Origin of the sequence: Umezawaea endophytica (assembly GCF_025061645.1) — a bacterium.
GTDB lineage: Bacteria > Actinomycetota > Actinomycetes > Mycobacteriales > Pseudonocardiaceae > Umezawaea > Umezawaea endophytica.
The window spans coordinates 25,561-50,597 of sequence record NZ_JANYMP010000007.1 but is presented as its reverse complement, the minus strand read 5'-3'; the positions used below and the strand labels follow the sequence as shown (position 1 = coordinate 50,597).

The 25,037-nt window shown below is 71.6% G+C and carries 24 protein-coding genes; 8 read left to right on the top strand and 16 right to left on the bottom strand.

The features are described from left to right. Nucleotides 1-82 precede the first annotated feature (82 nt). Complete coding sequence (locus NZH93_RS16480; protein WP_259623969.1) at nucleotides 83-3,754, top strand: glycoside hydrolase family 2 TIM barrel-domain containing protein; 3,672 nt, start codon at nucleotides 83-85, stop codon at nucleotides 3,752-3,754. Between the two features lie 102 nt (nucleotides 3,755-3,856). Continuing rightward, entirely contained in the window at nucleotides 3,857-4,621 is a 765-nt protein-coding gene (locus NZH93_RS16475; RefSeq protein ID WP_259623968.1) for an SDR family oxidoreductase, read from the top strand. On the opposite strand, the gene NZH93_RS16470 is transcribed toward NZH93_RS16475, so the two are convergent. Both NZH93_RS16470 and NZH93_RS16465 read right to left on the bottom strand, forming a co-directional pair. After that, nucleotides 4,602-5,168, bottom strand: a complete 567-nt coding sequence (locus NZH93_RS16470; RefSeq protein ID WP_259623967.1) for a carboxymuconolactone decarboxylase family protein — start codon at nucleotides 5,166-5,168, stop codon at nucleotides 4,602-4,604. The genes NZH93_RS16475 and NZH93_RS16470 overlap by 20 nt on opposite strands. Nucleotides 5,169-5,241: 73 nt before the next feature. Beyond that, the gene (locus tag NZH93_RS16465) at nucleotides 5,242-6,192 is read right to left on the bottom strand and encodes a GlxA family transcriptional regulator (RefSeq protein WP_259623966.1); all 951 of its coding nucleotides are present in this window, start codon (nucleotides 6,190-6,192) and stop codon (nucleotides 5,242-5,244) included. Between the two features lie 152 nt (nucleotides 6,193-6,344). On the opposite strand from NZH93_RS16465, the gene NZH93_RS16460 reads away from it, so the two are divergent. Beyond that, nucleotides 6,345-6,977 (top strand): NAD(P)-dependent oxidoreductase, encoded by a 633-nt coding sequence (locus NZH93_RS16460; protein ID WP_259623965.1) that lies wholly within the window; start codon nucleotides 6,345-6,347, stop codon nucleotides 6,975-6,977. Beyond that, nucleotides 6,974-7,792 (top strand): SDR family NAD(P)-dependent oxidoreductase, encoded by an 819-nt coding sequence (locus NZH93_RS16455; protein ID WP_259623964.1) that lies wholly within the window; start codon nucleotides 6,974-6,976, stop codon nucleotides 7,790-7,792. The genes NZH93_RS16460 and NZH93_RS16455 overlap by 4 nt, the downstream gene beginning before the upstream one ends. Before the next feature lie 4 nt (nucleotides 7,793-7,796). Here NZH93_RS16455 and NZH93_RS16450 read toward each other — a convergent pair whose 3' ends face one another. From NZH93_RS16450 to NZH93_RS16415, 8 genes are all read right to left on the bottom strand, one after another. Then, nucleotides 7,797-8,399 (bottom strand): HD domain-containing protein, encoded by a 603-nt coding sequence (locus NZH93_RS16450; RefSeq protein ID WP_259623963.1) that lies wholly within the window; start codon nucleotides 8,397-8,399, stop codon nucleotides 7,797-7,799. After that, complete coding sequence (locus NZH93_RS16445) at nucleotides 8,396-8,719, bottom strand: hypothetical protein (protein WP_259623962.1); 324 nt, start codon at nucleotides 8,717-8,719, stop codon at nucleotides 8,396-8,398. The genes NZH93_RS16450 and NZH93_RS16445 overlap by 4 nt, the downstream gene beginning before the upstream one ends. Nucleotides 8,720-8,721: 2 nt before the next feature. Beyond that, nucleotides 8,722-9,381 (bottom strand): DJ-1/PfpI family protein, encoded by a 660-nt coding sequence (locus NZH93_RS16440; RefSeq protein WP_259624262.1) that lies wholly within the window; start codon nucleotides 9,379-9,381, stop codon nucleotides 8,722-8,724. A gap of 132 nt (nucleotides 9,382-9,513) precedes the next feature. After that, nucleotides 9,514-11,997, bottom strand: a complete 2,484-nt coding sequence (locus NZH93_RS16435) for a reprolysin-like metallopeptidase (RefSeq protein ID WP_259623961.1) — start codon at nucleotides 11,995-11,997, stop codon at nucleotides 9,514-9,516. 95 nt (nucleotides 11,998-12,092) lie between these two features. Next, entirely contained in the window at nucleotides 12,093-12,659 is a 567-nt protein-coding gene (locus NZH93_RS16430; RefSeq protein ID WP_259623960.1) for an NADPH-dependent FMN reductase, read from the bottom strand. Between the two features lie 123 nt (nucleotides 12,660-12,782). Next, nucleotides 12,783-13,322 (bottom strand): SRPBCC family protein, encoded by a 540-nt coding sequence (locus NZH93_RS16425; RefSeq protein ID WP_259623959.1) that lies wholly within the window; start codon nucleotides 13,320-13,322, stop codon nucleotides 12,783-12,785. A 74-nt stretch (nucleotides 13,323-13,396) separates the two neighbouring features. Next, the gene (locus NZH93_RS16420) at nucleotides 13,397-13,621 is read right to left on the bottom strand and encodes a CDGSH iron-sulfur domain-containing protein (RefSeq protein ID WP_259623958.1); all 225 of its coding nucleotides are present in this window, start codon (nucleotides 13,619-13,621) and stop codon (nucleotides 13,397-13,399) included. Between the two features lie 44 nt (nucleotides 13,622-13,665). After that, the gene (locus NZH93_RS16415) at nucleotides 13,666-14,616 is read right to left on the bottom strand and encodes an iron-containing redox enzyme family protein (protein ID WP_259623957.1); all 951 of its coding nucleotides are present in this window, start codon (nucleotides 14,614-14,616) and stop codon (nucleotides 13,666-13,668) included. 272 nt (nucleotides 14,617-14,888) lie between these two features. Here NZH93_RS16415 and NZH93_RS16410 point away from each other — a divergent pair, with 272 nt between their 5' ends. Then, nucleotides 14,889-15,302, top strand: a complete 414-nt coding sequence (locus NZH93_RS16410; RefSeq protein WP_259623956.1) for an ATP-binding protein — start codon at nucleotides 14,889-14,891, stop codon at nucleotides 15,300-15,302. Between the two features lie 269 nt (nucleotides 15,303-15,571). On the opposite strand, the gene NZH93_RS16405 is transcribed toward NZH93_RS16410, so the two are convergent. The 4 genes from NZH93_RS16405 to NZH93_RS16390 all read right to left on the bottom strand — a co-directional run bounded on the left by NZH93_RS16405 (nucleotide 15,572) and on the right by NZH93_RS16390 (nucleotide 18,390). Continuing rightward, the gene (locus tag NZH93_RS16405; protein WP_259623955.1) at nucleotides 15,572-16,591 is read right to left on the bottom strand and encodes an FUSC family protein; all 1,020 of its coding nucleotides are present in this window, start codon (nucleotides 16,589-16,591) and stop codon (nucleotides 15,572-15,574) included. Further along, nucleotides 16,588-17,037, bottom strand: a complete 450-nt coding sequence (locus NZH93_RS16400) for a hypothetical protein (protein ID WP_259623954.1) — start codon at nucleotides 17,035-17,037, stop codon at nucleotides 16,588-16,590. Before NZH93_RS16400 ends, NZH93_RS16405 begins: the two co-directional genes overlap by 4 nt. Before the next feature lie 106 nt (nucleotides 17,038-17,143). After that, on the bottom strand, nucleotides 17,144-18,247 hold the full coding sequence (locus NZH93_RS16395) for a YeiH family protein (protein ID WP_259623953.1): 1,104 nt from the start codon (nucleotides 18,245-18,247) through the stop codon (nucleotides 17,144-17,146). Further along, nucleotides 18,247-18,390: a hypothetical protein gene (locus NZH93_RS16390; RefSeq protein ID WP_259623952.1), complete on the bottom strand. Its 144-nt coding sequence runs from the start codon at nucleotides 18,388-18,390 to the stop codon at nucleotides 18,247-18,249. The genes NZH93_RS16395 and NZH93_RS16390 overlap by 1 nt, the downstream gene beginning before the upstream one ends. Before the next feature lie 229 nt (nucleotides 18,391-18,619). Between NZH93_RS16390 and NZH93_RS16385 the strand changes: the two genes are divergently transcribed. Next, a complete protein-coding gene (locus tag NZH93_RS16385) occupies nucleotides 18,620-19,408 on the top strand; it encodes a DUF1684 domain-containing protein (RefSeq protein WP_259624261.1) in 789 nt (262 codons plus the stop codon). A gap of 52 nt (nucleotides 19,409-19,460) precedes the next feature. Here the strand turns inward: NZH93_RS16385 and NZH93_RS16380 are convergent, their stop codons facing one another. Together NZH93_RS16380 and NZH93_RS16375 are read right to left on the bottom strand one after the other, a co-directional pair. After that, entirely contained in the window at nucleotides 19,461-20,477 is a 1,017-nt protein-coding gene (locus NZH93_RS16380; protein WP_259623951.1) for an alpha/beta hydrolase, read from the bottom strand. A gap of 16 nt (nucleotides 20,478-20,493) precedes the next feature. Then, nucleotides 20,494-21,813, bottom strand: a complete 1,320-nt coding sequence (locus NZH93_RS16375) for a cytochrome P450 (protein WP_259623950.1) — start codon at nucleotides 21,811-21,813, stop codon at nucleotides 20,494-20,496. 165 nt (nucleotides 21,814-21,978) lie between these two features. On the opposite strand from NZH93_RS16375, the gene NZH93_RS16370 reads away from it, so the two are divergent. Beyond that, nucleotides 21,979-22,797, top strand: a complete 819-nt coding sequence (locus NZH93_RS16370; protein ID WP_259623949.1) for an SAM-dependent methyltransferase — start codon at nucleotides 21,979-21,981, stop codon at nucleotides 22,795-22,797. 133 nt (nucleotides 22,798-22,930) lie between these two features. Beyond that, nucleotides 22,931-24,994 (top strand): putative bifunctional diguanylate cyclase/phosphodiesterase, encoded by a 2,064-nt coding sequence (locus tag NZH93_RS16365; RefSeq protein WP_259623948.1) that lies wholly within the window; start codon nucleotides 22,931-22,933, stop codon nucleotides 24,992-24,994. Nucleotides 24,995-25,037 lie beyond the last annotated feature (43 nt).

Sequence of the window (25,037 nt, the reverse complement as noted above, 5' to 3'; positions counted from 1 at the left end):
GGCGGCATACCAATGCCCTATTGCCCCTGGTGTTGGTCTTCGTTACTTCTTGGTTGACCGTGTGGAGTCTTGGAGGACCCGGATGCGCGCACTCCTGACCGCCCTGCTCTCCGTCTGCCTCGTCGCGAGCGTGGTGACCGAGGCCCAAGGAGCCAGAGCGGTGGCCCCGGACGCCTACGCCTACCTCGACAACCCGCGGATGACCGGCGAGGGCCAGCAGGCGCCGCACGCGGAGCTGCGGCCCTACGCGGACGTGGCCTCGGCGGCGCGGCGGGAGGAGCGGACGCCGTACACCGCGTCGCTCGACGGCCAGTGGAAGATCGCGATGGCCGACGTGCCGCAGGACGTGCCCGACGGCTTCTTCGCGGACGGCTACGACGTCAGCGGGTGGCAGGACACGACGGTGCCGCACACCTGGCAGACCGCCGGGCTCGACCACCCGGTGTTCCGCAACATCTCCGAGGAGATCCAGCCCGACAACCCGCCGTTCGCCCCCAAGGACCTGAACCCGACCGGCGCGTACGCGCGGGACTTCGACGTGCCCGCGAACTGGCGCGACCGCAGCACGTTCCTCCGCTTCGAGGGCGTGACGTCCGGCTACTTCGTGTGGGTCAACGGGAAGTACCTCGGCTACGACCAGGGCGGCTACACGCCCGCCGAGTTCGACATCTCCTCCGCGCTGCGCCCCGGCCGCAACCGGATCGCGGTCCAGGTGCACCGCTGGGGCTCCGGCTCCTACCTGGAGGACGTCGACCAGTGGCGCTACAGCGGGATCTTCCGCTCGGTGTGGCTCTACGCCACGCCCCGGACGCACATCCGCGACGTCGCCGTGACGACCGACCTGGACGACACCTACACCGACGCCACGCTGAAGGCCCGCGTGTCGCTGACCCGCGACCGGAGCGGGCCGCTGACGGTGAACGCCTCGCTGCGCGACCCGCACGGCCGTGAGGTCGCCGCGTTCCGCGGGACCACCGATGCCGACGAGGTGACGTTGTCGCAGCAGGTGCGCGACCCGGCGAAGTGGACCGACGAGACGCCGGACCTGTACACGCTGGTGCTGTCCGTCGGCGGGCACGTCACCAGCGAGGCGGTCGGGTTCCGCGAGATCACCGTCGCCGACCGGCAGCTCAAGGTGAACGGGAAGCGCGTGCTGTTCAAGGGGGTCAACCGGGCGGAGACCGACCCGGACCACGGCCGCCACGTGCCCAGGGCGCGCCAGGAGCAGGACGTGCGGCTGATGAAGCAGCTCAACGTCAACGCGGTCCGCACCTCGCACTACCCGTCCGACCCGTACTTCTACGACCTCGCCGACCGCGAGGGGCTGTGGATCGACGACGAGGTCGACATCGAGACCCACGCCCACGAGTGGTGCCCGACGGAGTGCCTCGCGGACAAGCCGGAGTGGCAGGACGCCTACCTCGAACGCTTCGTCGCGATGGTGCAGCGGGACAAGAACCACCCGAGCGTGTTCCTCTGGGACACCGGCAACGAGGCCGGTCTCGGCGCGGGCCACTACGCGATGGCCGACTGGGCGAAGAAGAACGACCCGACGCGACCGCTGTACCACCAGTCCAACTCGCCGGACGGCGACGCGCCCTACGCCGACGTCTGGGGCCCGCGCTACCCGTCACCGGAACGGCTGGCGCAGCAGGCGGTGTCGACGACGAAGCCGGTGATCCTCGGCGAGTACGCGCACGCCATGGGCAACAGCCTCGGCAACTTCCGCGAGTTCTGGGACGTCATCCGGGCGAACCCGCAGTTGCAGGGCGGCTTCATCTGGGACTGGGCGGAGCAGAACATCCGCCAGGACGTGAAGGTCACCCCGGACGGGTCGGGCAACGACATCCTGACCCACCTCAACGGCAAACCGGAGGTGGTGGACGGGCATCGCGGCAAGGCGCTGGACCTGTCGGGCCTGGACGACTTCGTCGAGGTGTACCGGGATCCGCGGCTGGAGATCACCGGCACCGCGCTGACCCTGGACGCCTGGGTCAAGCCGGACACCTGGACCGGTGACTTCACGATCATCGCCAAGGGCGACCACGCCTACGCGCTGAAGATGAAGGACCGGACCACGCTGGAGTTCTTCGTCCACAGCGGAACGTGGCGGACCGTGCACGCGCAGGTGCCCGCCGACTTCTACGGGAACTGGCACCGGCTCACCGGCACGTACGACGGCGTGGCGCTGAAGCTGTTCATCGACGGCGCCCAGGTCGGCAGCACGCCGTTCACCGGCACGATCGACCGGACGCACTACGAGGTCAACATCGGCCGCAACCCGGAGGTCATGCAGGACAACTACTCGGGCCGGATGGCCAACGGCGTCGTCGACGACGTGCGGATCTACGACCGCGCGCTGCCGGCCGACGTGATCGGCGCGGGCGGCGACCCGGCCTCGGACGCCGTGCTGGCGCTGGACTTCGACACCTTCGAGACGAGGGGCACGTACCTGTCCAACGGTCAGAGCCTGTCCGGTGTGGACGGTCTGATCGGCTCGGACCGCTTCCTGCAACCCGAGACCGCCCAGCTCGCCTGGGTGCACCAGCCGCTGCGGTTCTCCTACGCCGACGGCGTGCTGAGCGTCCACAACGAGCGGTCGTTCGCCTCCACGGCGGGGTCGCGGCTGCGCTGGAAGGTGGTCGAGGGGACCAAGGAGGTCGCCCAGGGCCGTCAGACGCTCGACGTCGCGCCGGGCGCCACCGCGACCGTCCGCGTGCCCGTCCCGGCCAATCCCGGTGACGTGGAGCGCTTCCTGAACGTCGAGGTGTCCGGCGAGGTCCACGCGCACGACCAGTTCCCGCTCGGCGGCACGGTGGTGCCGGGCGTCCGGCCGCCGGACGGGCAGGGGACCGTCGTGCTGGAGGACGACCCCGACCAGGTCGAGGTGTCCGGGCCCGGTTTCCGCTACGCGTTCGACAAGGCCGCGGGCACGCTCGACTCGATGGAGGTGCGCGGCACGCAACTCCTGACGTCCGGGCCGGCGCTCGACGTGTGGCGGGCGCCGATCAGCAACGAGATCTACTCGTGGGGCACGGCCGAGGGCGAGCTGTGGCGCGCGGCCGGGCTCGACCGGCTCCGCACCTCGGTGGAATCGGTGACCGCGACTCCCGACCCGGCCGGGGGAGCCGTGGTCGAGGTGCGCGCCGCGGTCGCGGCCCCCGACCGCCCGGACGCGTCCTTCGGCCAGGTCATGACCTACCGGATCGACGCGGCCGGGACGATCCGGCTGGCGCACCAGGTCAGCCCGCGCGGCGCGGTCCGCACCCTGCCGTACCTGCCGCGGATCGGCGTCACCCTGGCCGTGCCGGACAGGTTCCAGCAGTTCGCCTGGTACGGCCGCGGGCCGCAGGAGAGCTACAACGACCGCAAGGACGGCACCCCGATCGGCGTCCACCGGTCGACGGTCGACCAGCAGTACGTCGACTACTACCGGCCGCAGGACCACGGCAACCACACCGACACCCGGTGGGCCCTGCTCACCGACGGCCGGTCCGGCGGACTCCTCGTGTCCGGCGCGAACGACGTCAGCGTCACGCCGTACGACGAGCTGGACCGCGCGGCGTACCCGTTCGAGCTGAAGCGCAACGCGGGCTGGACCACCCTGCACGCCGACCACGCGGCCACCGGCGTCGGCGACACCCCCAACCCGGTCCGGGCCCGCTACCAGGTCCGCGCCGACCAGGACTACTCCTACTCCCTGGTGATCCGGCCGCTCACCGCCCAGGAGGTGCGCGCCGGGACGCCCCGGTGATGTGACCGGCGGCTCAGCGGCGGGCTGTCACGTCCGCGCGGTCCGCGGTGTCCTCCCTTGTGAGCGGCGTGAACGCCGTCGTCACGAGGGAAGGAGTTCGCCATGCGGGTCGCTGTCGCGGGCGGGACCGGGTTGATCGGCACGATGGTCGTGGACCGGCTCGCGGAGGCCGGTCACGAGCCCGTCGTCCTCTCGCGCTCGCGCGGGGTCGACCTGACCACCGGCGCGGGGCTGGCGGCGGCGCTGGCAGGGTGCGCCGCCGTGGTCGACGCGAGCAACGTGACGACGATGAGGAGGGCGGTCTCGGTCGACTTCTTCGGCGCGGTGGCGAGGAACCTCCTCGCGGCGGGTGTCGACGCCGGGATCGACCACGTCGTGGTGCTGTCCATCGTCGGTGTCGACGAGGTCGACCTCGGGTACTACTTCGGCAAGCGCGAGCAGGAGAAGCTGGTCAGCGGCGGTCCGCTGCCGTGGACGATCCTGCGGGCCACCCAGTTCCACGAGTTCCCCGACTCGCTGATCGAGGGCGCGGTCGGCCCGTTCGTCCCGGTGCCGAGGATGCTCTCCCGGCCCGTCGCCGCGGCCGAGGTCGCCGCGGCGCTGGTCGACCTCGTGCTGAAGCCCGCGGGCGGGTACGTCCAGCCGATCGCCGGGCCGGAGGAGCTGTGGATGGCGGACATGACCCGGCGGTACGTCCGGGCGCGCGGCGAGCGCAAGGTGCTCGTCCCGATCCGGCTGCCCGGACAGGCGGGCAAGCGGATGGCGGCGGGCGGACTGCTGCCGGACGGCCCGTACACCAGGGGCGTCCAGACCTTCGCCGAGTTCCTGGACCACGTGAGGCGCGATCTCACGGGGCCGGTGCGGTGACGCGGAAGACCCGCAGTTGGAGCGCGAGCGTCGCGTAGTAGCCCACCAGGGCGGTCAGCTCGAAGACCGCCCTGGCGCCGATGGCGGATACGGCCTCGGCGTACGTCGCGTCGTCCACGTCCCCGTCGCGGAGTAGGGCGAACACCACGGTCAGCGCCTGGCGCTCGTCGTCGGGGAGGTCCGGCACGGTGGACCGGCGCAGCGCGTCGAGCTGGTCCTCGGTCACGCCCGCCAGCTTCGCGACGGGCTCGTGGGCGTACCGCTCGAACTCGGAGTCCCACCTGGTCGCGACGGCGAGGATCGCCATCTCGCGCACGCGGTCGCTCAGCGTGGTCCGGTAGCGGATGGCCGCGCCGAGGCCCTGGAGCGCCTGTCCCACCGGCGGCGCGACCAGCATGGCGTTGAACGGGCCGTTCAACGCGCCCGCGTCGTCGGTCAGGGGGACCGGCTGCGGCCCGGCCGCGCGTGGTCCACCGGTGATGGCGTCGTACAGCTCGCGCTGGGCCGGGTCGAGGTCGGCGGGCGTCGAGCGGGGCAGCCTGGTCATGCCGCCATCCCAGCAGGTGAGTGCCTGGTCCCGCTCGGTGACGTCACCCCGTGGGGCCCGGCGTAGTTCCCGCTCAGGTGCCGGACGCCTGGAACGCGCCCCGGTAAGCGCTGGGGCTGGTGCCGACGACGCGCTTGAACTGGTCGCGGAACGCCGTGGGGGAGCCGAACCCGACCTGGCCCGCGATCCGGTCGACCGAGTGGGTCGTGGACTCCAGCAGGTGCTGCGCTCGCCGGATCCTGGCCCGGTTCAGCCAGCGCAGGGGGGTGGTGCCGGTCTGCTCGCGGAAGCGGCGGTTGAGGGTGCGGGTGCTCATGTTCGCGTGCGCCGCGATGTCCTCCAGCGTGAGGTCCTTGTCGCAGCTCTCGTCCATCCAGCGCAGCACCGGCTCCAGGAGCGAGCCCCGTGGCGTGGGGAACTGGTCGCCGACGATGAACTGGGCCTGCCCGCCCTCGCGCTCCAGCGGCATGACGGACAGGCGCGCGGCCTGGGCGGCCACCGCGGAGCCGTGGTCGCGGCGGACGAGGTGGAGGCAGAGGTCGAGCCCGGCCGCCGCGCCCGCCGAGGTGAGGAACTGGCCGTTGTCGACGTAGAGGACGTCCGGGTCGACGTCGACCAGCGGGTACCGCTCGGCGAGCGCGGGCGCGGCGAGCCAGTGCGTCGTGGCGCGCAGGCCGTCGAGCAGGCCCGTGGCGGCGAGGATGAACGCGCCCGAGCAGATCGACGCGATGCGCGTGCCGTTGGCCGCGGCGGTCCTCAGCGCCGCGACGACGTCGTCCGGGATCGGCACCGTGACGTCGGAGCAGCCGGGCAGGATGATCGTGTCCGCGCCGACCAGGGCGTCCAGGCCCCAGTGCGCCTTGACGGTGAACGCCCCGGCGTCGACGAGCGGCGTGTTCGCGCAGACCCGGACCCGGTAGGCGGGGTGCCCGCCGGGCAGTTCGGCGCGGGTGAACACCTCGATCGGGGTCGTCAGGTCGAACGGCACGACCTTGTCCAGTGCCAGCACGGCGATGGTGTGCATGGCTGAACCATAGGGAAGCGACGGGTTCTCGCCAAACCTCCTGGCCAGCCATCACCACGGTGAGCCCAGATCAACACTGGTGGCGAGAATCCGTTGTCGGCTGGCAATCGCGCCACTACCCGAACGGGTCACCCGCGGTTAGCGTCGGCCGGGTGAAGAGGATCTTCGTCGTCGGGGCGAACGGCAGGCTCGGGCGGCAGGTGGTGGCCCGTGCGCTCGCCGACGGGCACCGGGTCACCGCGTTCGTCCGGAACACCGCCGGACTGCCGGACCACCCCGCGCTGGCGGTCGCGACCGGCTCGGTCGCCGAGCAGCCGCAGCGCGTCCGCGAGGCCGCCGCCGGTCACGACGCCGTCGTGTCCGCGTTGGGAAACCCGTTGTGGCTCAAGGGGAAACGCGGTCCCACCGTGGTCGCCGCGGCGATGGAGAACCTCGTGGCCGCCGCCGTGCCGCGCGTGGTCGTCCCGCTGGCCTGGGGCAGCGGCCGCAGTCGTGGGGCAGCGTCACCGCTGGTCCGCGCGGTCGCCGCCACGCTGATCCGGCGCGACTACCGCGACTTCGACGCGGCCGAGGAGGCCGTGACCACCTCCGGTCTGCTGTGGACGGTCGCGTACTTCGGCGCGCTGACCGACGGCGACCCCACGGACCGGTGGCGGGCGGCCACCGCCGTCACCACCCCGAGCCCGCTCGGGATCGCCCGCGCCGACGTGGCGCGGTTCCTGCTCGACGCCGTGGACGACGACTCCGTCGTCCGGCGGCACGTCGTCCTCCACGGAGCGAAGTGAAAGACCTCACCGGCAAGATCGTCGTCATCACCGGCGCCAGTTCCGGCCTCGGGGCCGAGGCCGCTCGCGCGCTGCACCGCCTCGGCGCACGGGTCGTCCTGGTGGGCAGGTCGCCCGACCGGACCGCCGCGCTGGCGGCGGAACTCGGCGTCACCGGCCACACCGCGGACTTCACCCGGCTCGCCGACGTCCGCGACCTCGCGAGCAGGCTGCTCGACACGGTGCCGCGCGTCGACGTCCTCGCCGCGAACGCGGGCGGCATCCCACGGGACAAGGCCCTGACCGCCGACGGGATCGAGCCGGTGCTCCAGGCGAACGCCCTCGGCCCGTGGCTGCTGACCCGCCTGCTCCTCCCGCTCCTGGACGGCGGCCGGGTCGTCGCGACCTCGTCGCGCTCCCACACGGGTGCCACCCTCCCCGCGCCGGACCACCTGGACCGGATCGCCCTGAGCGCCAACGGTCTGGGACCCCACCAGGTCTACGCCCGCGCCAAGCTCGTCGGCGGGGTGCTGCTCCGCGAACTCGGCCGACGGCACCCCGGAACCACCGTGGCCGACTTCCACCCCGGCATCATGGCCTCGAACTTCGGCCGCTACCTGGGCGGTCTCGGCGCCGTGCTGAAGGTCGTCGCGTCACCCGTGCTCGACTCCCCGGCCCAGGGGGCGCGCCGACTCGTGGACCTCGTCGGGTCCGAAGAGGACGTCGACGGCCGCTACTTCGTCCGCGGTCTGCCCGCCGAGGGTTCGCCGCTGCTCGCCGACCAGGCGCTCGGCGGCAGGCTGTGGGCACTGGCCGAGCGCCTGGTGGACGGGTGACTGGTCAGTCGCCCCAGCGGGCGGGGAGGATCTCGTCGTCCGTCGACTCGGTCACGAGGAAGAGGTGCGCGAGCGAGGCCAGCGGTGCCTTGGCCGGGTTCTCCTTCGCCTGCCCCAGGATCTCGGTGTGCAGGGTCGACCCCGTCCCGAGCCGCGGGTACTCGGCGTGGATGCCCGCCGCCACCTCGTCGGTGACGAACTCCGAGTCCACGCCGAAGTCCAGCGCGGTGCCCGCGGCCGTCAGTCGGCACACCAGCCCCCGCCGGGAGCTGATCCCCGCCGACGTGTGCAGCGCGATGGCCTCCCAGACGTCGTCGACCGTCTCCTGCGCGACGCCGTTGTCCTGGAGGAACTCCGCGGCGATGTCCGCGCCCGCGACCTCGAACCGGTCCGGCCGCTCGGCGCCCCGGCGGCTGAGCCCGATGTCGTGGAGGACGGTGGCGTAGAACAGCGCCTCCGGGTCGTACCGCCCGCGCACGTCCCAGTGCCCGGCCAGCAGGTCCGCGAACAGGAACGCCCGCACGCTGTGGTTGGCGACGGGTTCCGAGACCGAGGCCCGCAGGAGCGCGAGGGCCTCCGTGGCCCACGGGGTGGTCGGCAGCGTCAAGGTCGGCCGCCTTCCGGGGCGGCGCGGTGCCCGCTGACCTTGGACCGGGGGAGCCTGCCCGCCTTCGAGTGGCCGGTCATCTCGTCGCCGCCCACCGTGACGTCGAACGCGAGGTTCAGCCGCATGGGCTTGGTGATGCTCTGCGTCCAGGTCAGGCGGTCGCCGTCGACCACGAGGTCGACCAGTTCGACCTCCTCGCCGTGCTTGAGGTCGCGGGCGGTGCCGCGCAACTCACCGTCCCGAGTGGACAGTTCGAGCACCGCCCGCTGCTTGCCGAGCGGCGTGTCGACCACGAGGTCCCAGGTGCCTTCCACCGACATGGTCAGACCCCCACCGTCGGTTCGACGCCGGTGGGGCGCCACACCACGCCGCGGCGCTCGTGCGCGATGAGCTTCTCCACGGCGTGGGCCACGCGGGGACCCAGTTCGCGTTCCACCAAGTGCAGTGCCAGGTCCAGGCCCGACGTGACCGACGAGCCGGTCACCAGGTCGCCGTCGTCGACGACGCGGGCGTCGACGGCCACCGCGCCGGTGGCGCCGAGCAGGTCGAGGCCGAGGTGGTGGGTCGTCGCCGGACGACCCTCGATCAGCCCCGCCATCGCCAGGACCAGCGAACCGCCGCACACCGTGGCCACCGTCAGCCCCGGCCGGTCGAGCGCCTCCCCGAGCAGGGTGGGCAGCGCGGTTTCGAGCGTGCGGGCCAGGATCACCGGGATGCTGTCGTCGGTTGGCTCGTCATCGTCGGGGAGCCGTCCCAGCGCGCCCGGCACGACGACCAGGTCCGCACGGGCTGGGTCCAGCGCCGCGGTCGCCCGCAGCGACACCGACGCGAGCCCGCTCGGCACCTCGCGCGGGCCTTCGGCCGACACCAGTTCGACCGTCAGCAACCCTTCGGTGGCCGTGCCCGCGGCCTCCAGCACCTCGTACGGGGCGATGACGTCCAACGGGTCAAACCCGTCGAACAGAACGACTTGCGCGTGCACCATCGAGCCGGTCCTCCTCGTTTCGGTGACTCGACGCTAACGACGGCGCTCACCCGGTGGAACTGGCCGGAAAGCCATGATCCACCGGATTCCCGCCGGCCGCCGCCGCTCCGAGGAGGACCGCCGGGGTGCTCAGCCGGTCACGGTGATGTCCGCGTCGTTCAGGTCGAAGAAGACGTTGCCCACGGCCTCGACCCTGATCCGGCCCTTGGTCGTCGAGATCCTGGGCAGGGTCACGGTCTCCGACCCGTCGTTGCGGGTCCGGCTCGCCAGCACGTGCGGGAACGTCAGGCCGCCGTCGGTGGAGAACGTGATCCGCACGGCCTTCGTCCCGATCGGCGCCGCGCCGGTGCCCGCCACGTCCCAGGTGACCGCCTGCCTCGACCCGCCCCGGTAGGCGGTCGCCGAACCCTGCGAGGTCACCAGGAACGGGCCGGTGCCCGGTGCGACGACCAGTGCCGTGTCGGCGCTGCCGATCCCGCCCCCGCCCTGCGCGCCGTCGCGGGCGGTGAGCTTGAAGTGCAGGGTGCGGGAGCCGTCGACGCCGACCCAGTCGCTCGTGGGCAGGAACTCCGAGTAGCAGTCGACCAGGTCGGGCGTCAGGTTCGTCCCGCTGCCGGTCGTGGGCGGCGGGGGTGCGGCCGGGCACGCGCCCGTGGCCGCGTTGGTGTGGCCCGCCGCGATCTGCGCCAGGTCGGGGAAGACGCGCCTCGGGTCGGTGGTCACCGTGTTCTCGCCGGGGGAGTAGTACTTCAGCGCGTCCGCGTCGGTGACGACGGCGGTGGTGCCGAACACGCGGAACAGCGGACCGGCGGTCTTGGTGTTGTCCACCAACGACGTGCCGTTGTCGTCACCGAGGTCGTTCTGCTCCCACAGGTAGGTCACGGGGTCGCCGTCGGGGTCGATAGCCCTGCCGGTCAGCGCGAACGGCGTGCGCGCCGGGATCGTGTGCTTCTTCGCCGTGACCACGACGGGCGGGTGGTTGCGGGTGGACTGGACGCGGTGGCCGCCGTTGTCCTGCGGCCCGCCCTGGGTCGTCTCGCCGACGAAGCCGGTCGCGCCGGTCGCCACGACGCCGAGCGCGGGCACGTCCAGGCCCGCGAGGGTGCCGCCGAACGTGACCTGGAAGCCGGTGTCGTCGAACGGGGTCGGGCGGTAGTCGTTGTCGCCGAAGCCCGCGACGGAGACCTCCGCGCCCCTGGGCAGGATCGCCTCGACGGCGGCCTTGATCGCCTCCGGGGTGTAGCCTGCGCCGTGCGCGATCGGGGTGGACGTCCGGCCCCGGTAGGTCACCGAGAACGAGTCGGCGCCGTCGAAGTCGCGCAGCGCGACGTTCTGCACCTCGGTGTCGCGCGGCAGGGCCGCCGACACGTACGAGGTGATCTCGGTGTGGCTGCCGTGCGACCAGTACGGGTCGCTGTGGCGCTGGAGGTTGTCCTGGCGGCAGATGCCCGCGTACGCCATGATCGACGACCCGCTGCCCGGCTCGTAGGACGTGCCCGCGCTGCGGTTGCCGCCGCCGCAGCTCCACTGGTCGCCGTCGAACGTGTGGTTCGCGGAGAACTGGTGGCCCATCTCGTGCGCCACGTAGTCGACCGCGAAGAAGTCGCCGACGGGCGTGGGCAGCCCGGTGCACCCCACGGCCTTCTCGGCGCCGCCGACGCCCTGCCCCGCGACGCCGCCGCCGTTGACGCCCAGCGCGATGTGCCCGATGTCGTAGTTCGCGGCGCCGATCAACTGGCCGAGCACGGTCGCGTTGCGGCCGAGCGTCTCGATCCCGCAGGTCGACAGCTCCTTGGGCGTGTAGCAAGGCGCGGCGCCGCACGGACCGTTCGGGCCGGTGGCCAGCGCTTCGGTGTCGAGGTTCGTCTTGTCACTGTCCTTGACGAGCAGCAGTCGGATCGCGGTCTCGTCCTCGTAGACCTGCGCGACGCGGTTGACCAGCGTCACCTTGGCGGCGGTCACGTTCTCCGCGCCGAAGTAGCGGGCGTAGGACGGGTCGGTGACGAGCGCCAGCCGGTAGGTGCGCAGGCGCACGACCGGTGAGGTGCCGACGGGGTGGACCGCCCGCGCCACGCGGTCGACGTCGGTCTCCCGCAGCGGCCCGACCGGGTTGAGGTCGTGGCCGTAGAAGCTCGCGTAGAGCCCTTGGTCGCGGTGGGAGTACGGGTCGACGAACCACTGGCCCCGCGGCGACCGCACCGAGGCGTGGAAGCCCAGCGGCGTCAGGTCCGCGCGGACCGACGCGGTCGGGTCGTCCAAGCCCCGGCCGGCGTACGTCCTGATCTCCGGGTGCCTCGCCGCCAGTTCGGGCTCCATCACCGGCGCGTCGGCCAGCGCGAAGCGCTCGAACGTGCCCGCGGGCGTCGGCAGCACGACCTCCAGCTCCGCCGACCCGTCGAGGTCCGCCGCCAGCGCGGCCCGGTCGAGGGTGTACCCGGTGAACCGGTCGGTGCGGACGTCGGCCTGCGCGGCCGACCGGGCCGCGGCGCCGTCGACCTTGGTCCACGGGTTGTCCGCGGCCGAGGCCGTGCCTGCGAAGGGCATCAGGGCGCTGGCGGTGGCGGCCACCACCAGCGCGGTCAAGCCGCGGCGGGTCGGGGAAGGTCGTGCCACGTCGGGTCTCCCGTCGGAACAGGTGCGCGGACAACCCGCATTGTTTCGACGGCCGGTGTTCGGGAGAACTGACGAAAGTAGTGAGTCCTCGCCAGTCAGTCTCGAATGGCGGACAGGGCGGTGCTCAGCTTCACCAGCTCGTCGAGCATCACCTTCGACGCCGAGGTCATCACGTCATTGGGCGTCAGGACGCCGTCGGCGACGAACTGCTGGATGAACGGGATGTTCACCGCGTCCTGGACCGGCACCATCCGGAGCGTGGTCACGACCTGCTTGAGCTGCGCCACGGCCCGCGTGCCCGCCGACACGCCGCCGTAGGACACGAAGCCGACGGGCTTGTCCCGCCACTCGGCGTTGAGGTAGTCGATCGCGTTCTTCAGCGGCGCGGGGTAGCCGTTGTTGTACTCCGGCGTGACGAACACGTAGGCGGAGGCGCGGCGGACGACCTCGCTCCACGCCTCCGTGTGGTCGTGCACGTACTTGCCGGTCATCGGGTGGTTCGGCTCGTCGAACATCGGCAGCGCCACCTCGGCGAGGTCGACCACCTCGACGGTGAACCCGCCGTGCGCCCTCGCCTCCCCGGCGAACCACGCGGCGACGGGGCCACCTGCCCTGCCCGGCCTGGTGCTGCCGATGACGATTTGCAGGACGGGTTCCGGCATGTGCGCCTCCAGTGTTGTCGGTGGTGATCGTCATTGTGTTGCCCGAACGGCCGTGCCGCACGGTGGGCGGACGCGCGAGGGCCCGGTGCGGAGTCCGCACCGGGCCCTCGAAGCCTGGTATCGCTAGAGGATCGGCGAACCGCTCGCCAGCGGCGGCTCACCGCGACCGTCCTCGGGATGGCCGGTGCGGTGCTGCGGCGCCGCGTCGACGTCACCGCGCCAGGCACCCGTCTCGGTGCCCTGCTGCTCGATGAAGTCCTTGAAGCGGTCCAGGTCGCCCTTCACCCGGCTGCCCACCACGCCGAGCGCGGCTCCGGCCTTCTCGACGAAGGACTCCGGCTGGTACTCCATCTGGAGGTTGACCCTGGTGGTGGTGTCGCTGATGCGGTGGAAGGTCACCACACCGCCGTGCGACGTGCCCTCTTCCGTGTCACCCACGGTGTGCCAGGCGATCCGCTCGTCCGGGTGCTGCTCGGTGATCTCGGCGTCGAACTCGCGGCTGACACCGCCGATCTTCGTGACCCAGTGGGTGCGGGTGGCGCTGAGCTGGTTGATCTTCTCGACGCCCTCCATGAACGCCGGGAGGGACTCGAACTGCGTCCACTGGTTGTAGGCGGTCGTGACGGGGACTTCCACGTCTACCGACTTCTCGATCGTCGTCACGCTTCCTCCTGTTTGTCCGTTGTGGTACTTGGGTGGGGCATACCCGACCTCGCCGGGTTCACACGTGCCGGGGATCACCGTTCGCGATCTCCACCGGAAGCGTGGAACTTGCCCGCCTTGTGGGTTCCGTCGCACAGCGGCTTGATCGCGGAGAGTCCACAGCGGCACAGCGCCACGGTGCCACGTCCTCCGTCGATCACCTCGCCCGACTGCGTGCGCAGCTCGAAATCACCGCGCACGAGCAGCGGTCCGTCCTCATAGGACGTGATGGTCGCGCGGCTTTCCGTTGATCTGCCCACAAGAACGGGTTACCCGCTCCCGCTCGATCCCACACAACCCGATCTCAGGCCGTGCGGGACAAGGGATTCCCGGCCCACCGGTCCAGCAGGTGGCGGCCGAACTCGGCCTCGACCGCGAGGCACGCCGCGGCCCCGAATAGGATCTCCGACGCCGCCTCCGGGTGCTGTCGCGCGTAACCGCCGCACAGGTCGTGCGCGGCGATCTGCTCGTGCACCGCGTCGGCCTCCACGTGCTCGTCGTAGAACCTGGTCGCCGTCGCGTCCCCGCCCAGGCGGCGCAGTCCGTTGCCGTAGCGGCGGTTCGGCAGCGAGGAGGTCATCTCGAACGCCGCCAGGTGGCCGACGAGCGCGCCGCCCAGTTCCCGGCGCAGGCCGAACAGCGAGATCGTGTTGGTCACGGCCAGCGTCACCGCGGCCGCGTCGTCCACGTACCGGCCGTAGGCGTCGTCCAGGTCGAGCGCGCGCATGACGGCGCGGAACAGCTCGGAGTGCATCCGCTCCACCCGCCCGCCGCCGTACTCGTCCGCCTGGATCTCCACCAGCGCCGCCTTGGTCGGGCCCGTCATCCGGGGGATCGCCCACGAATGGGGGTCGGCCTCCTTCAGGTGGTAGACCGAGCGCTGCGCCACGAACTCCCGGAACTGCTCGACCGTGGCCTCCCGCTGGAGGAAACCCGCGAGCGGAGGACCGTCGTCGGCCGCGACGAGTTCGGCCAGCGCGGCGGGCACCGCGTCCGGCTCCACGACCCGCGGCGGGGCGAGCCGTCGCAGGGCGCGCAGCCACGGCGCTTCCAGCTCCCGGCGGAGCGCGATCAGCGACGGGTCCCACTCCCAGGAGTCGGCGACGCCGTCGAAGCCCCGGTAGTGCATCTCGTAGCAGATCCACAGCGAGAGCTGGAGGTCGTCGTCGTGCAGGACTCGATCCACCGGGACGTCGGGAACCGCGATCGACAGGGGGGTGGACCCGCGCAGTCCGTCCGCGAGGGCTTCGCTCACCGGACCTCGTGGCGTGGGAAGGCGCATGGTGCACTCCTGGGGTTGGGCTTTGGACACCCAGGCCGAATACCCCGAACGGCCCAACAGCAACCCGTCCGGAACTCGCGGTTCCAGGGGTTTGGCCGGTCCGGGAACGGGAACCCCGGTCTTTTGGTGTGCGTCGCGCCGTGGAACTGGGACGGCTGTTCACCCGTCCGATGAGCACGACGAGCCGGCCGTCAGCGGACCGGCGGGGGATCACTGGGGGACGACGGGCGTGAGGTCGAAGTGCGATGACGGGCTCTAGGGCGCACCCGGCGCGGATCGACGTGGATCTCCAACGCCACGCGGTACCGCCGCTGGCCGATCTGCGCGCGCGGATCCGGGTGATGCTGGCGGCCGAGGACCCGGACTGCGTCGAGGACGTCGAACTGCTCGCCACCGAGCTGGTCAGCAACGCCTACGACCACGGCGTCCAACCGCTGTTCGCCCGGCTGTGGGTTCCTGACCAGCGGAAACTGGTGCGTATGGAGGTCGCCGACGCGGATCCGTCGCACCTGCCGGTGCTCGGGTTGTCCCGCTTCGGCGCGAACCGCGGCCGTGGTCTGGTCATGGTGGACCAGTTGGCGCAGCGGTGGGGGAGTGCCGTGCGGTCGTGGGGGAAGACGATCTGGGCCGAGGTGGTTTGCGGTCACTCGGCCGGGTAGCGGCTCGGCGGATCAGGCCACGCGCGAGTCGTGGCTGGTCCGCTGGTGGTAGGTGCTGCGGGGCTGAGGTCCACGGCACGTGCGAGCCGTGGCCGGTGCGGCGGATCTCGTGCGCGGTTTACGGCACGTGCGAGTCGTCGCTGATCCGCCGGTGGTCGGCTGAGCGGGCCCCGGTCGTCGTCACGCGCGAGTCGAGGCCGAACCGCCGGCGGACCAGCGAGGTGTCCACCGGCCTTCGTCGTGCGGCTCCGTCGTCGGGGTCGGGCGCGCTAGCTCCGCGTCAGCGCGTCGAGCGCCGCCCGTGCGGGCAGCAGCATCACGCCCAGGCCGCGCGCCGAGCCCGGTGACTGGTCGGGGTCCGTGGTCACGCGCTCGTCCAGCGCCTTGAGCTGGTCCCTGGTGCGGGTGACCGCGTGCTCGAACTCCTCGCCCCGGACCTCGACCTCGCCGACGACGTCCGCGAGCGCGTCGAGCAGGTCGGCGTACTCCGCGCGCGACTCGCGGCCGGGGTAGCGGTCGACCGGGCCGGAGTCGGCGCCGGAGCGCACCGCCTCAGTGATCTGCACCAGCCGCGGCCAGGCCTCGCGCAGGCCCGCTTCGGCGGTGTCGTGGGAGTTGCGGTCGCGGCGCGCGCGGCGCACGTTCAGGTGGTCGGCCTCGTCGCTCCAGCCGACCGCCTCCTCCGCCCGCCGCACGAGGTGTTCGGACCGCCGCACCCGCCGCACCCAGGCCTGCGGGTCGCGCGGCGTCTCCGTGTCGCGCAGGGCCCTCGCCAACCCGGTCAGCACCCCGCGCAGCTCGCGGACGAGGTCGGAGGTCGCCGACCCGGCCCACCGCGAGTACGTCGGGGGCAGCACGAGCGCGTTGACGACCGTCCCGAGCGCGACGCCGAGTGCGGTCTCCAGCAGCCGGTCCACCAGCAGCACGCCGTCGGTGGCGCCGCTCGTGGTGAGGACCAGCACCGCCGTGACGCCGATCCACCGGCCCCCTTCGCCGAAGACGGACCACCGGCCGAGCAGCACGCCCGTGAGCACCGCCACGCCCAGCGCCGCTGCGGTGTCCGGGACGATCCGGGATACCACGAACGCCAGCAGCACGGCGGACGCCGTGGCCGCCACCTGCTGGACCGAGCCCTTGACCGACCGGTAGACGGTCGACTCGATCATCAGCACGGCCGCGTACGGCGCGAGGAACGGTTGGGGCAGACCGAGTACCCGGTCCGCGAGCAGCCAGGCGAGCACCGCCACGAGCGCGCACTTGACCGCTTGGACGACCGCGTGACGCGTCACGGCGCCGGGATGAGCACGCGCGGCGCGGAGTGCTTCACCCGCGCGCGCAGCCACACGAGCTGCCGGTCCGTCTCCTGCTCGCACGACTCCGCCACGTCCAGCAGCGCGCTGTCGCGCAGACCGCGCGCCACGTGGGCCACGATCGTCCACGTCAGGTCGACGAACGACGCGAGCGCGTAGACGTCCAGCAGGTCGCGCAGCAGGCCTGGCCCGCCGGGGCGGGTGGTCTTGAGGCCCATGGCCTTCGGTTCGACGCCATCGCGCTCGCCGTAGCGCCGCACGACGGGGGCGAGCCGGTCGACGTGCCGGTCGCTCGCGGCGGCCAGGCTCTCGCAGGCGCGAGCGACGTCCGGGTCGACCGCGTCGTTCGTCGCGACCAGTCGGAAGGCGTCGGCGAGCGAGCGCTCGGCGTGGTCGAGCAGGCCCACGTACGTCGCGAGGTGCACGGTTCACTCCTTGTCTCCCAGGCCGAGTGGGCATACCCGTGTGGATCACCCTTGAAACACCGATGCCCGGCGACCTCGGGAGGTCGCCGGGCATCGGTGGGATGGTTCAGGCGCTGAAGTTCCAGAACAGCAGGGCCGCCAAACCCAGTGCTGCCAGCAGGTTCACCACGGTCGCCGCGGCGAAGACGCCGACCGGGCGCCACCCGGCCTGCCGCAGCGTGGACACGCGGAACTCCAGTCCGATCGAGACGAACGCGAGGATGAGGAACCACGTCCGCAGGTCGTTCACGACGCCGATGGCGGCCTTGCCCTCCGCGGCGGGGACGGCGGCCAGGTACACCGTCGCGATGACCGACGTGGCGAGGAAACCCAGGACGAACTTGGGGAAGCGCCGCCACAACTGGCGCGCGACCGGCTCGGTGGTCGCGGCGGCGCGGTCGACGCGCAGGGCGAAGTACGCCGTGAGGGCGACCGCGACGACGCCGAGCAGCGCGTTCTGCGTGACCTTCACGATGGTCGCGATCTGGAGCTGTTGCTCGCCCGCCAGCGCCCCGGCGGCCGTCACCGCCGCGGTGGTGTCGATGTTGCCGCCGATCCACGCGCCCGCGACCGCGGCGGGCAGGCCGATCAGCTCGGCCAGCCACGGCACCAGGAAGATGGACGGCAGCGCGAACACGATGACCAGGCTCGCGCTGTAGGCGAGCTGCTCCTTCTTCGCCTGCACCGCACCGGCCGCGGCGATGGCCGCGCTGACACCGCAGATGGCCACCGCCGACGCGAGCAGCGCCCGCAGCTTGTCGTCGAGGCCGGCGCGACCGCCGAGCCACCAGGCGAAGCCGAACACGATGGAGATCAGCAGCACCGACTGGACCAGCGCCGGGCCCGCAGCCTGGGCGATGACGGACAGGTTGATCGACGCGCCGAGCAGCACCAGGCCGGTCTTGATGAAGAACTCGGTGCGGAAACCGCCGGAGAGCCGGTCGCGCAGCCCGGTCGCGCCCAGGACCGCGTTGCCCAGCAGGCCCAGCAGGATCGCGTAGACCGGGTACTCGATCGCGGCGCCGACGCCCTCCAGCCCGGTGCCCTTGGTCCACGCGGGCACGGCCTTCGACAGCCAGCGGACGACGGCCGACAGCGCGAGGACCGCGACGACGCCGAGCAGGGCCCACAGCAGCGGGGACCGGCGGGTGGTGCCCGTCGAGGCCGTCATCACGGCACCAGCCCGGTCGGGATGACGCCGAGCAGGGCGAGCGCGACCAGAGCCAGGCCGACCACCACCGCCAGCCAGTCCTCGTCGAGCCTTCGGGAGGGTGGGGGAGACGCGGTCTCGTCCCCGGAGTTCTGCTGCGCCATCGGTTTCTCCCCATGCAGGTGGGCCCGTGCAGCGGCGAACCTAGCGGCCACCGCGCGGCCGGTGCAGAGTAAGATCAACTGTCCCACGAAGTGAAACCTGTGCTCGATGATCCACTGTGGACTTGGCAAGTGCGCTGCCGAGGAGTCCACTGGGTGGAACGAGGAATAGTCGCGGCCCGCGGTCGTTCGAGTGTTTGGAAGGTGTGCGGTGACGGACGAGGGGACGGCGATGAGCGCGCGGCAGTTCGTGGACGAGTGGCAGGAGTGGAAGACCGAGCGGGAGCGGGCGCTGGCCGACCCGCACGGCTGGCTGGCGCTGGTGTCGCTGGACTGGCTGGACGACACCCCGCGGCGCTACGGGGACCTGCCCGGCCTGTGGTGGCAGGACGCGGAGGCCGCCTACCTCGACCCCGAGGGGGCCGAGCTGGTCCACGAGGGCGAGCCCGTCGTCGGCCTGCGCCGCTTCGAGCTGGTCAACAGCGGCGCGGGGACGCGCGTGTCGGCCGGTGACGTGGAGATCGAGGTGGCGAACCGGTCGGGCTACCTGATCCGGGTGCACGACCCGAAGGCGCCGGTGCTGCGGGACTTCCACGGCGTGCCCGCGTACGAGCCGAACGACGAGTGGGTGCTGCGGGGCCGGTTCGAGCCGTTCGACGAGCCCCGGCCCACCACGGTCGGCGCGGTCGTCGCGGGGCTGAGCCACGTGTACACCGCCCCCGGTGTCGTGCGGTTCACCCACGACGGCGTCGAGCACGCGCTGACGGCGTTCAACGGCAAGGGGAGCGGGCTGAGCATCCTGTTCACCGACGCCACCAGCGGCGTCACCACCTACGCGGCGAACCGGTCGCTCGGCGTGGGGGAACCGGACGCCGACGGCGGGGTCGTGCTCGACTTCAACCGGGCGGTCAACCTGCCGTGCGCGTTCACGGACTTCGCCACCTGCCCGCTGCCGCCCGAGGGCAACCGGCTCGCGTTCGCCGTGGAAGCGGGCGAGAAGCTGCCCCACGAGCGGTCCTGACGTCGGCGGCTGACCGGGGTGGCGCGCATGACGGCGGGCCACCCCGGTCGGGTCAGCCGACGGTCCGGGCCCAGTCCTTGACGACCTGGTGGTAGGTCGGGGCGTTGGGCGCGTAGTTGATGGAGTGCCCGTAGCCGGGCAGCACATAGGTCTCCAACCGCGCCGAGGTGGAGAAGAACGGCGCTTCGGACGCGCGCAGCGCGGCGGCCGACGAGCAGTCGCTGCCCAGCGGTTGGCCGCAGAAGTGCGTGTCGCCGTCGCCGACCACGAGCAGCACGGGCACGGTGATCCGCTGGGTGAACGGGATCACCACGTTGGTCAGCAGGATCGTGTCGACGGCCTCGGTGGCGGCGAAGACGTCCTTTGTGGACTCGTCGTAGGCCATCGCGCCCGCGACGTTCTGGCCGGGGTTGTGGAACGCCCGGTAGCGCGTGCCGGGAGCGGTCGTCAGGTAGCCCAGGTCAAGCGTCGAGCCGAGGAACTTGAGGTCCAGCGGCGCCGGGATCATGTTGGCCAGCACGGGGAGCACGGTGATCAGGTTCATCCGGTGCGTCATGCCGGTGACGATCACGCCGTCGACGTCCTGGTACGTGCCCGCCTCGATCATCGCCATCGCCGAGCCGATCGAGTGACCGCCGACGAACACCTTGGCGAACCGCGGTCGCAGGGTCTGGATCACCTGGTGCACGGCGGAAGCCTGCGCGCTCGCCGTGACCAGCGCGCTGAGCGGCTTGGAGCTCCTGCCGGTGCCCAGCCGGTCGACGGCCAGGGTGGCGTAGCCCGCGTTGTTCATGCTCTGCCGGTACGAGCGGGTCTCCGGCGTGTACGCGATGTCCCAGTAGGACCCGTTGTAGGTCCCGCCGGGGATCAGCACCTGCACCGCCGTCGCGCCCTGCGGGGCGCACAGCTTGCCGTACATGGTCTGCGCCGTTCCCGCGACCGTGACCGGAACGCGCACCTCCTCGCAGGTGGTGGTGGCCGAGGACGCCGGTGCGGCGGGTGCGACGAGACCGGTTCCGGCGGCGAGCAGCGCGGTGGCGCACAGCCGGCGGAATAACAGCGAACGCACGGAGAACTACCTCCAACTAGTGACGGGGAACTGCTTTCATCGCCAGCCCGACGGGATAGGCGGCGGAGGTGAACTTCACCCGAACCGGTCGTTCCGGAACGGGGACCAATCGCCATTTCGCGAGCACCGTGGCCGCGGTGATGACGATCTCGGTTTGCGCGAAGACGTTGCCGACGCACTGGCGCGTGCCCGCGCCGAATGGAATAAAAGCGCCTTTCGGCACGTCATCGGCTCGATCGGGCGACCACCGGTCCGGATCGAATCGATCGGGATCGGGGAACGAATTCGGATCGAAGTGGAGGGCGTGCGGGCTCACGATCACTTCGGCGCCCTCGGGAATTCGCTCACCACCGAGGTCGACGTCCGCGGTGGCCCGGCGCATGATGAACCAGATCGGATACATCCGGAGGACCTCGTTCACCACCCGGTGCGTGTAGACGAGCCTCGGCACGTCCTCCGCGGAGACCGGGCGGCCACCCAGCACCTCGTCCAGCTCGGCGACCAGCCGCCGCTCCACCTCCGGGTGGCGCGCGACCTCGTGGAAGATCCACGCCAGCGCCAGCGCCGTCGTCTCGATCCCGGCGGTGAGCAGCGTCAGCACCTCGTCGTAGGTCTGCTGGTCGGTCATCCCCGAGCCCGCGTCGTCCTGGGCGAGCAGCAGCATCGACAGCACGTCGCCGTGGTCGCGGCCGTCGTTCCGCCAGCTCGCGACCACGTCGAGCACGATGGCGCGCATGCGGGCGACGGACCGGTCGAACTCGCGGTTCCCCGGAACGGGCAGCTTCTCCACGAAGGCGGGCGACAGGGCGCGGACCATGCCCTGCTTGATCACCACGAAGATGGACCGGCGGACCTCCTCGATCGCCCGCGCCCCCATCTCGGTGGAGAACAGGGCCTCGCCGACGACGGTGACCGCCAGCCCCTGCATGTCCTCCTCGACCACGCGCACCTCGCCGGGCGTCCACGAGCCGGCCAGGTCGGCCGCCGCGCGGACCATCGTCGCGGCGTAGCGGGTGATCCGCTCGCGGTGGAACGCGGGCAGGACGAGCCTGCGCTGCCCGCGGTGGAACGGGCCGTTCGAGAGGAGCAGCCCATTGCCCAGGTAGGGGACGAACTTGTCGAACATCGCGCCTTTGCGAAAACTGCCACCCTTGGTGACCAGCACTTCGTGCGCCAGTTCCGGACTCGTCACGAAATACGTTTCCATCGGCCCGAGATAGATCCGCACGATGTCGCCCTCGGCGCGCAGCGACGAGGTGAAGCGGAACCGCTGCCTGAGCATCGACGGGGTGTGTCCGACGAAAGGCCAGCGGCCGTGAGCCACCGGGACGGACATCGTCGCTCCTCGAAGGGAAGCCGAATGGAGTCGCCAACCATAGGGGCTATTCGGCGGAAACGCACAGCACCCGATCGGGTGGCATCCGATCACACGGTTGCCATAACCCTTTCGGATGGGGTGGAGCTAGGATCGTGCGCTCCACCAGCCGAATGAGGTGCGACCGTGGCGCAGCAGCGGGACTGGGTCCCCCAGGACGTCGACATTTCCGTTCCGAGCATGGCGAGGACCTACGACTACATCCTCGGGGGCGGTCACAACTTCGCCGTCGACCGCGCCGTGGGCGTCCAGATCGAGCAGATCATGCCGGGGCTGAGACAGGCCGCCAGGGTGAACAGGGCGTTCCTCGGGCGGGCGGTGCGGTTCATGGCGGACCAGGGCATCCGCCAGTTCCTCGACATCGGCTCGGGCATCCCGACCGTGTCCAACGTGCACGAGGTCGCGCAGTCGCGGGACCCGGAGTGCCGGATCGTCTACGTCGACCGCGACCCGATCGCGGTGGCGCACAGCGAGTTGATGCTGGCGGGCAACGACCGCGCCGCCATCGTGCACGCGGACATGCGCGACCCGGAGAGCATCCTGGCCAGCCCGGAAGCGCGGCGCCTGCTGGACTTCGACGAACCGGTCGGCCTGCTGATGCTGCTGATGCTGCACTGGGTCGACGACGAGTCGGACCTGCCCGGTCTGCTGGCCCGCTACGGCGACGCGCTCGCGCCCGGCAGCCACCTGGCCGTCACCCACGCCTCCGGCGACCACCAGGGCCGGGAGGTGACCGACGCGACCGAGGTGATCAGGCGGAGCAGGAGCCAGGACCAGATGAACCTGCGCACACACGCCGAGATCGGCGCTCTGCTCAAGGGTTTCGACCTCGTGGAACCCGGTCTGGTCGGCTGCGGCGAGTGGCGGCCGGAAGGGCCCGCGGACATCTCGGATTCCCCCGACATGAACATGCTGGTGTACGCGGCCGTCGGGGTGAAGTCCTAGAAATAGCGCAGAGTCACTTGACCGGCGGTGATCTCACGATCGTGTGGTTCTGCTTCACGCTGTCGGCCGAACGTGGGAAGTCCGCCAGTGGGTAAACTCCCGCGCACCCCGATATCCGAGTAGGCCAGCGAACATGCCCAACCCAGGCCACAGTCCGGACACCCCCTCTCCACAGCCCGACGCGGAGCGCAGGCGGCGAGCCCTCGCCCGCAAGTGGACCTACCTCCTCAGCGGTGTCGTCGTCGTCCCGCTGACCGCCGAGGAGCTCGACCGCGAACTGGGCGAACAACTGGACGCCGTGTGCGACGGCATCGGGGCCGGGCAGTACGACCCCAAGGTGCTCGAACGGGTGGGCGACCGCTTGTGCGCCTTGGGTTACATCGGCGAACCGGGGCTGCGCTGCACGCTGGAGGTGCTCGGCAAGGGCCTGCTGGCGCTGCCGGAGTTCCAGCCGGTCGAGTCGACGGCGGAGCGCATCGTCCTGGGCCTCGGCGCGCTGGCGGTCGGCTTCCTCGCCTCGAACCAGCGCGCGGTCATCGAGCAGCAGGAGAGCATGCAGCTCTCGCTGTTCAAAGCCGTGCGGGACGCGAAGTCCAACCTGCGCGAGAGCGAGGCCCGCTTCGACGAGGTGGCCACGTCCTCGTCCAGCGGCATCATGATCATCAGCCTGGACGGCCAGCTCGTGCGCGCGAACGCCGCGATCGGCGACATCCTCGGCTACCTCCCGGCCGAGCTGACCGGCACCACGCTGTTCGACCTCGTGCACCCGGACTCGGCGGACGTGCTGCGCGACGCGATGCGGCAGCTCCTCGACGGCACCGAGACCAGGATCCGCCAGTCGCAGCGCCTGCTCCGCAAGAACGGGGAGACCGCGCGGATCTCGCTGACCACGTCGCTGCTGCGCGGCACCGACGACGAGCCGAGCCACCTCGTCATCGTGGTGGAGGACGGCACCGAGCTGATGCTGCTCCAGGGCGAGCTGAAACGACAGGTCCTGCACGACGTGCTGACCGGGCTGCCGAACCGGCAGTACTTCGGCAGCAACCTGGAGGCCGCGCTGCGGCGGGCCGACCCGGAGCACGGCGTCACGCTGCTGCACCTCGACCTGGACGCGTTCGGCATGGTGTGCAACAGCCTCGGCAGGCAGGCGGGCGACCGGCTGCTGGTCCACGTCGCCCAGTGCCTGAAGGTGGTGCTGTCGCGGGAGAAGGCCATGATCGCCCGCTTCGACGGCGACGAGTTCGGCGTCCTGCTGGAGAACTCGGCCACGACACCGGACGTCGCGACCATCGTGGCGGACATCAACGCGGAACTCGCCGAGCCGACGTTCGTGGACGGCCACGGGCTGGCGGTGTCGGTCAGCGTCGGCGTGGTGCACCGCCCGTCGCCGGACCTCGACCCCACCGAACTGCTGCGCGCGGCCGACTTGGCGCTGCGCCGCGCGAAGACCAGGCGCGGCCAGTGGGAGCTGTACCACCCGGACCAGGACGCGCACGACCGCGAGGCGCAGGCGCTCGCCGTGTCGATGCCCGGCGCGTGGGAGCAGGGCGAGGTCGTCGCGGTCTACCGGCCCGTGGCGCGGCTCGCCGACGGCGCGACCGCGGGCGTCGAGGCGCTGCTTCGCTGGGACCACCCCGACCTCGGCCCGCTGGACCACGACCGGTGCGCGGCCCTCGCCGAGCAGACCGGGCTGATCCTGCCCCTCGGCGAGTGGCTGCTGCGGGTGTCGAGCGGTCAGGCGGTGTGGTGGAAGAACGTGCCGCTGATCGTCGGCCTCACGGCTCACCAGGCCGCCGACGCGGACCTGACCAACCGCGTGGTCCGGGTGCTCAAGGAGACCGGGCTGCGGCCGGGGCAACTGACCATCGGCATGTCGGTGCAGGCGCTGCGGGTGCCCGAGGCGGCCGAGAACTTCGGCGTGCTCGCCGACATGGGCGTGGCCACGATGCTCGACGGCTTCGGTGGCGGCGCGGCCGACCTCGTGCTGCTGGACGAGCTGCCGGTGAGGTCCGTGCGGCTGGCCCCGTCGCCGTTCGCGACCGAACTGGCGGCGATGGTGCACGGGTCGGGCGCGACGATCCTCGTCAGCGGGGTGGACACCGAGGAGCAGGCCGCGTCGTGGCACTCCGCCGGGGCCGACCTGGCGTCCGGCGACCTGTTCGGCACCGCTCGCCTTCCGGGTGACCTGAGCTTCTGACCTGCTAGGACGACCGGCGTGGGGGGCCGCTGAAGGCCTGCCA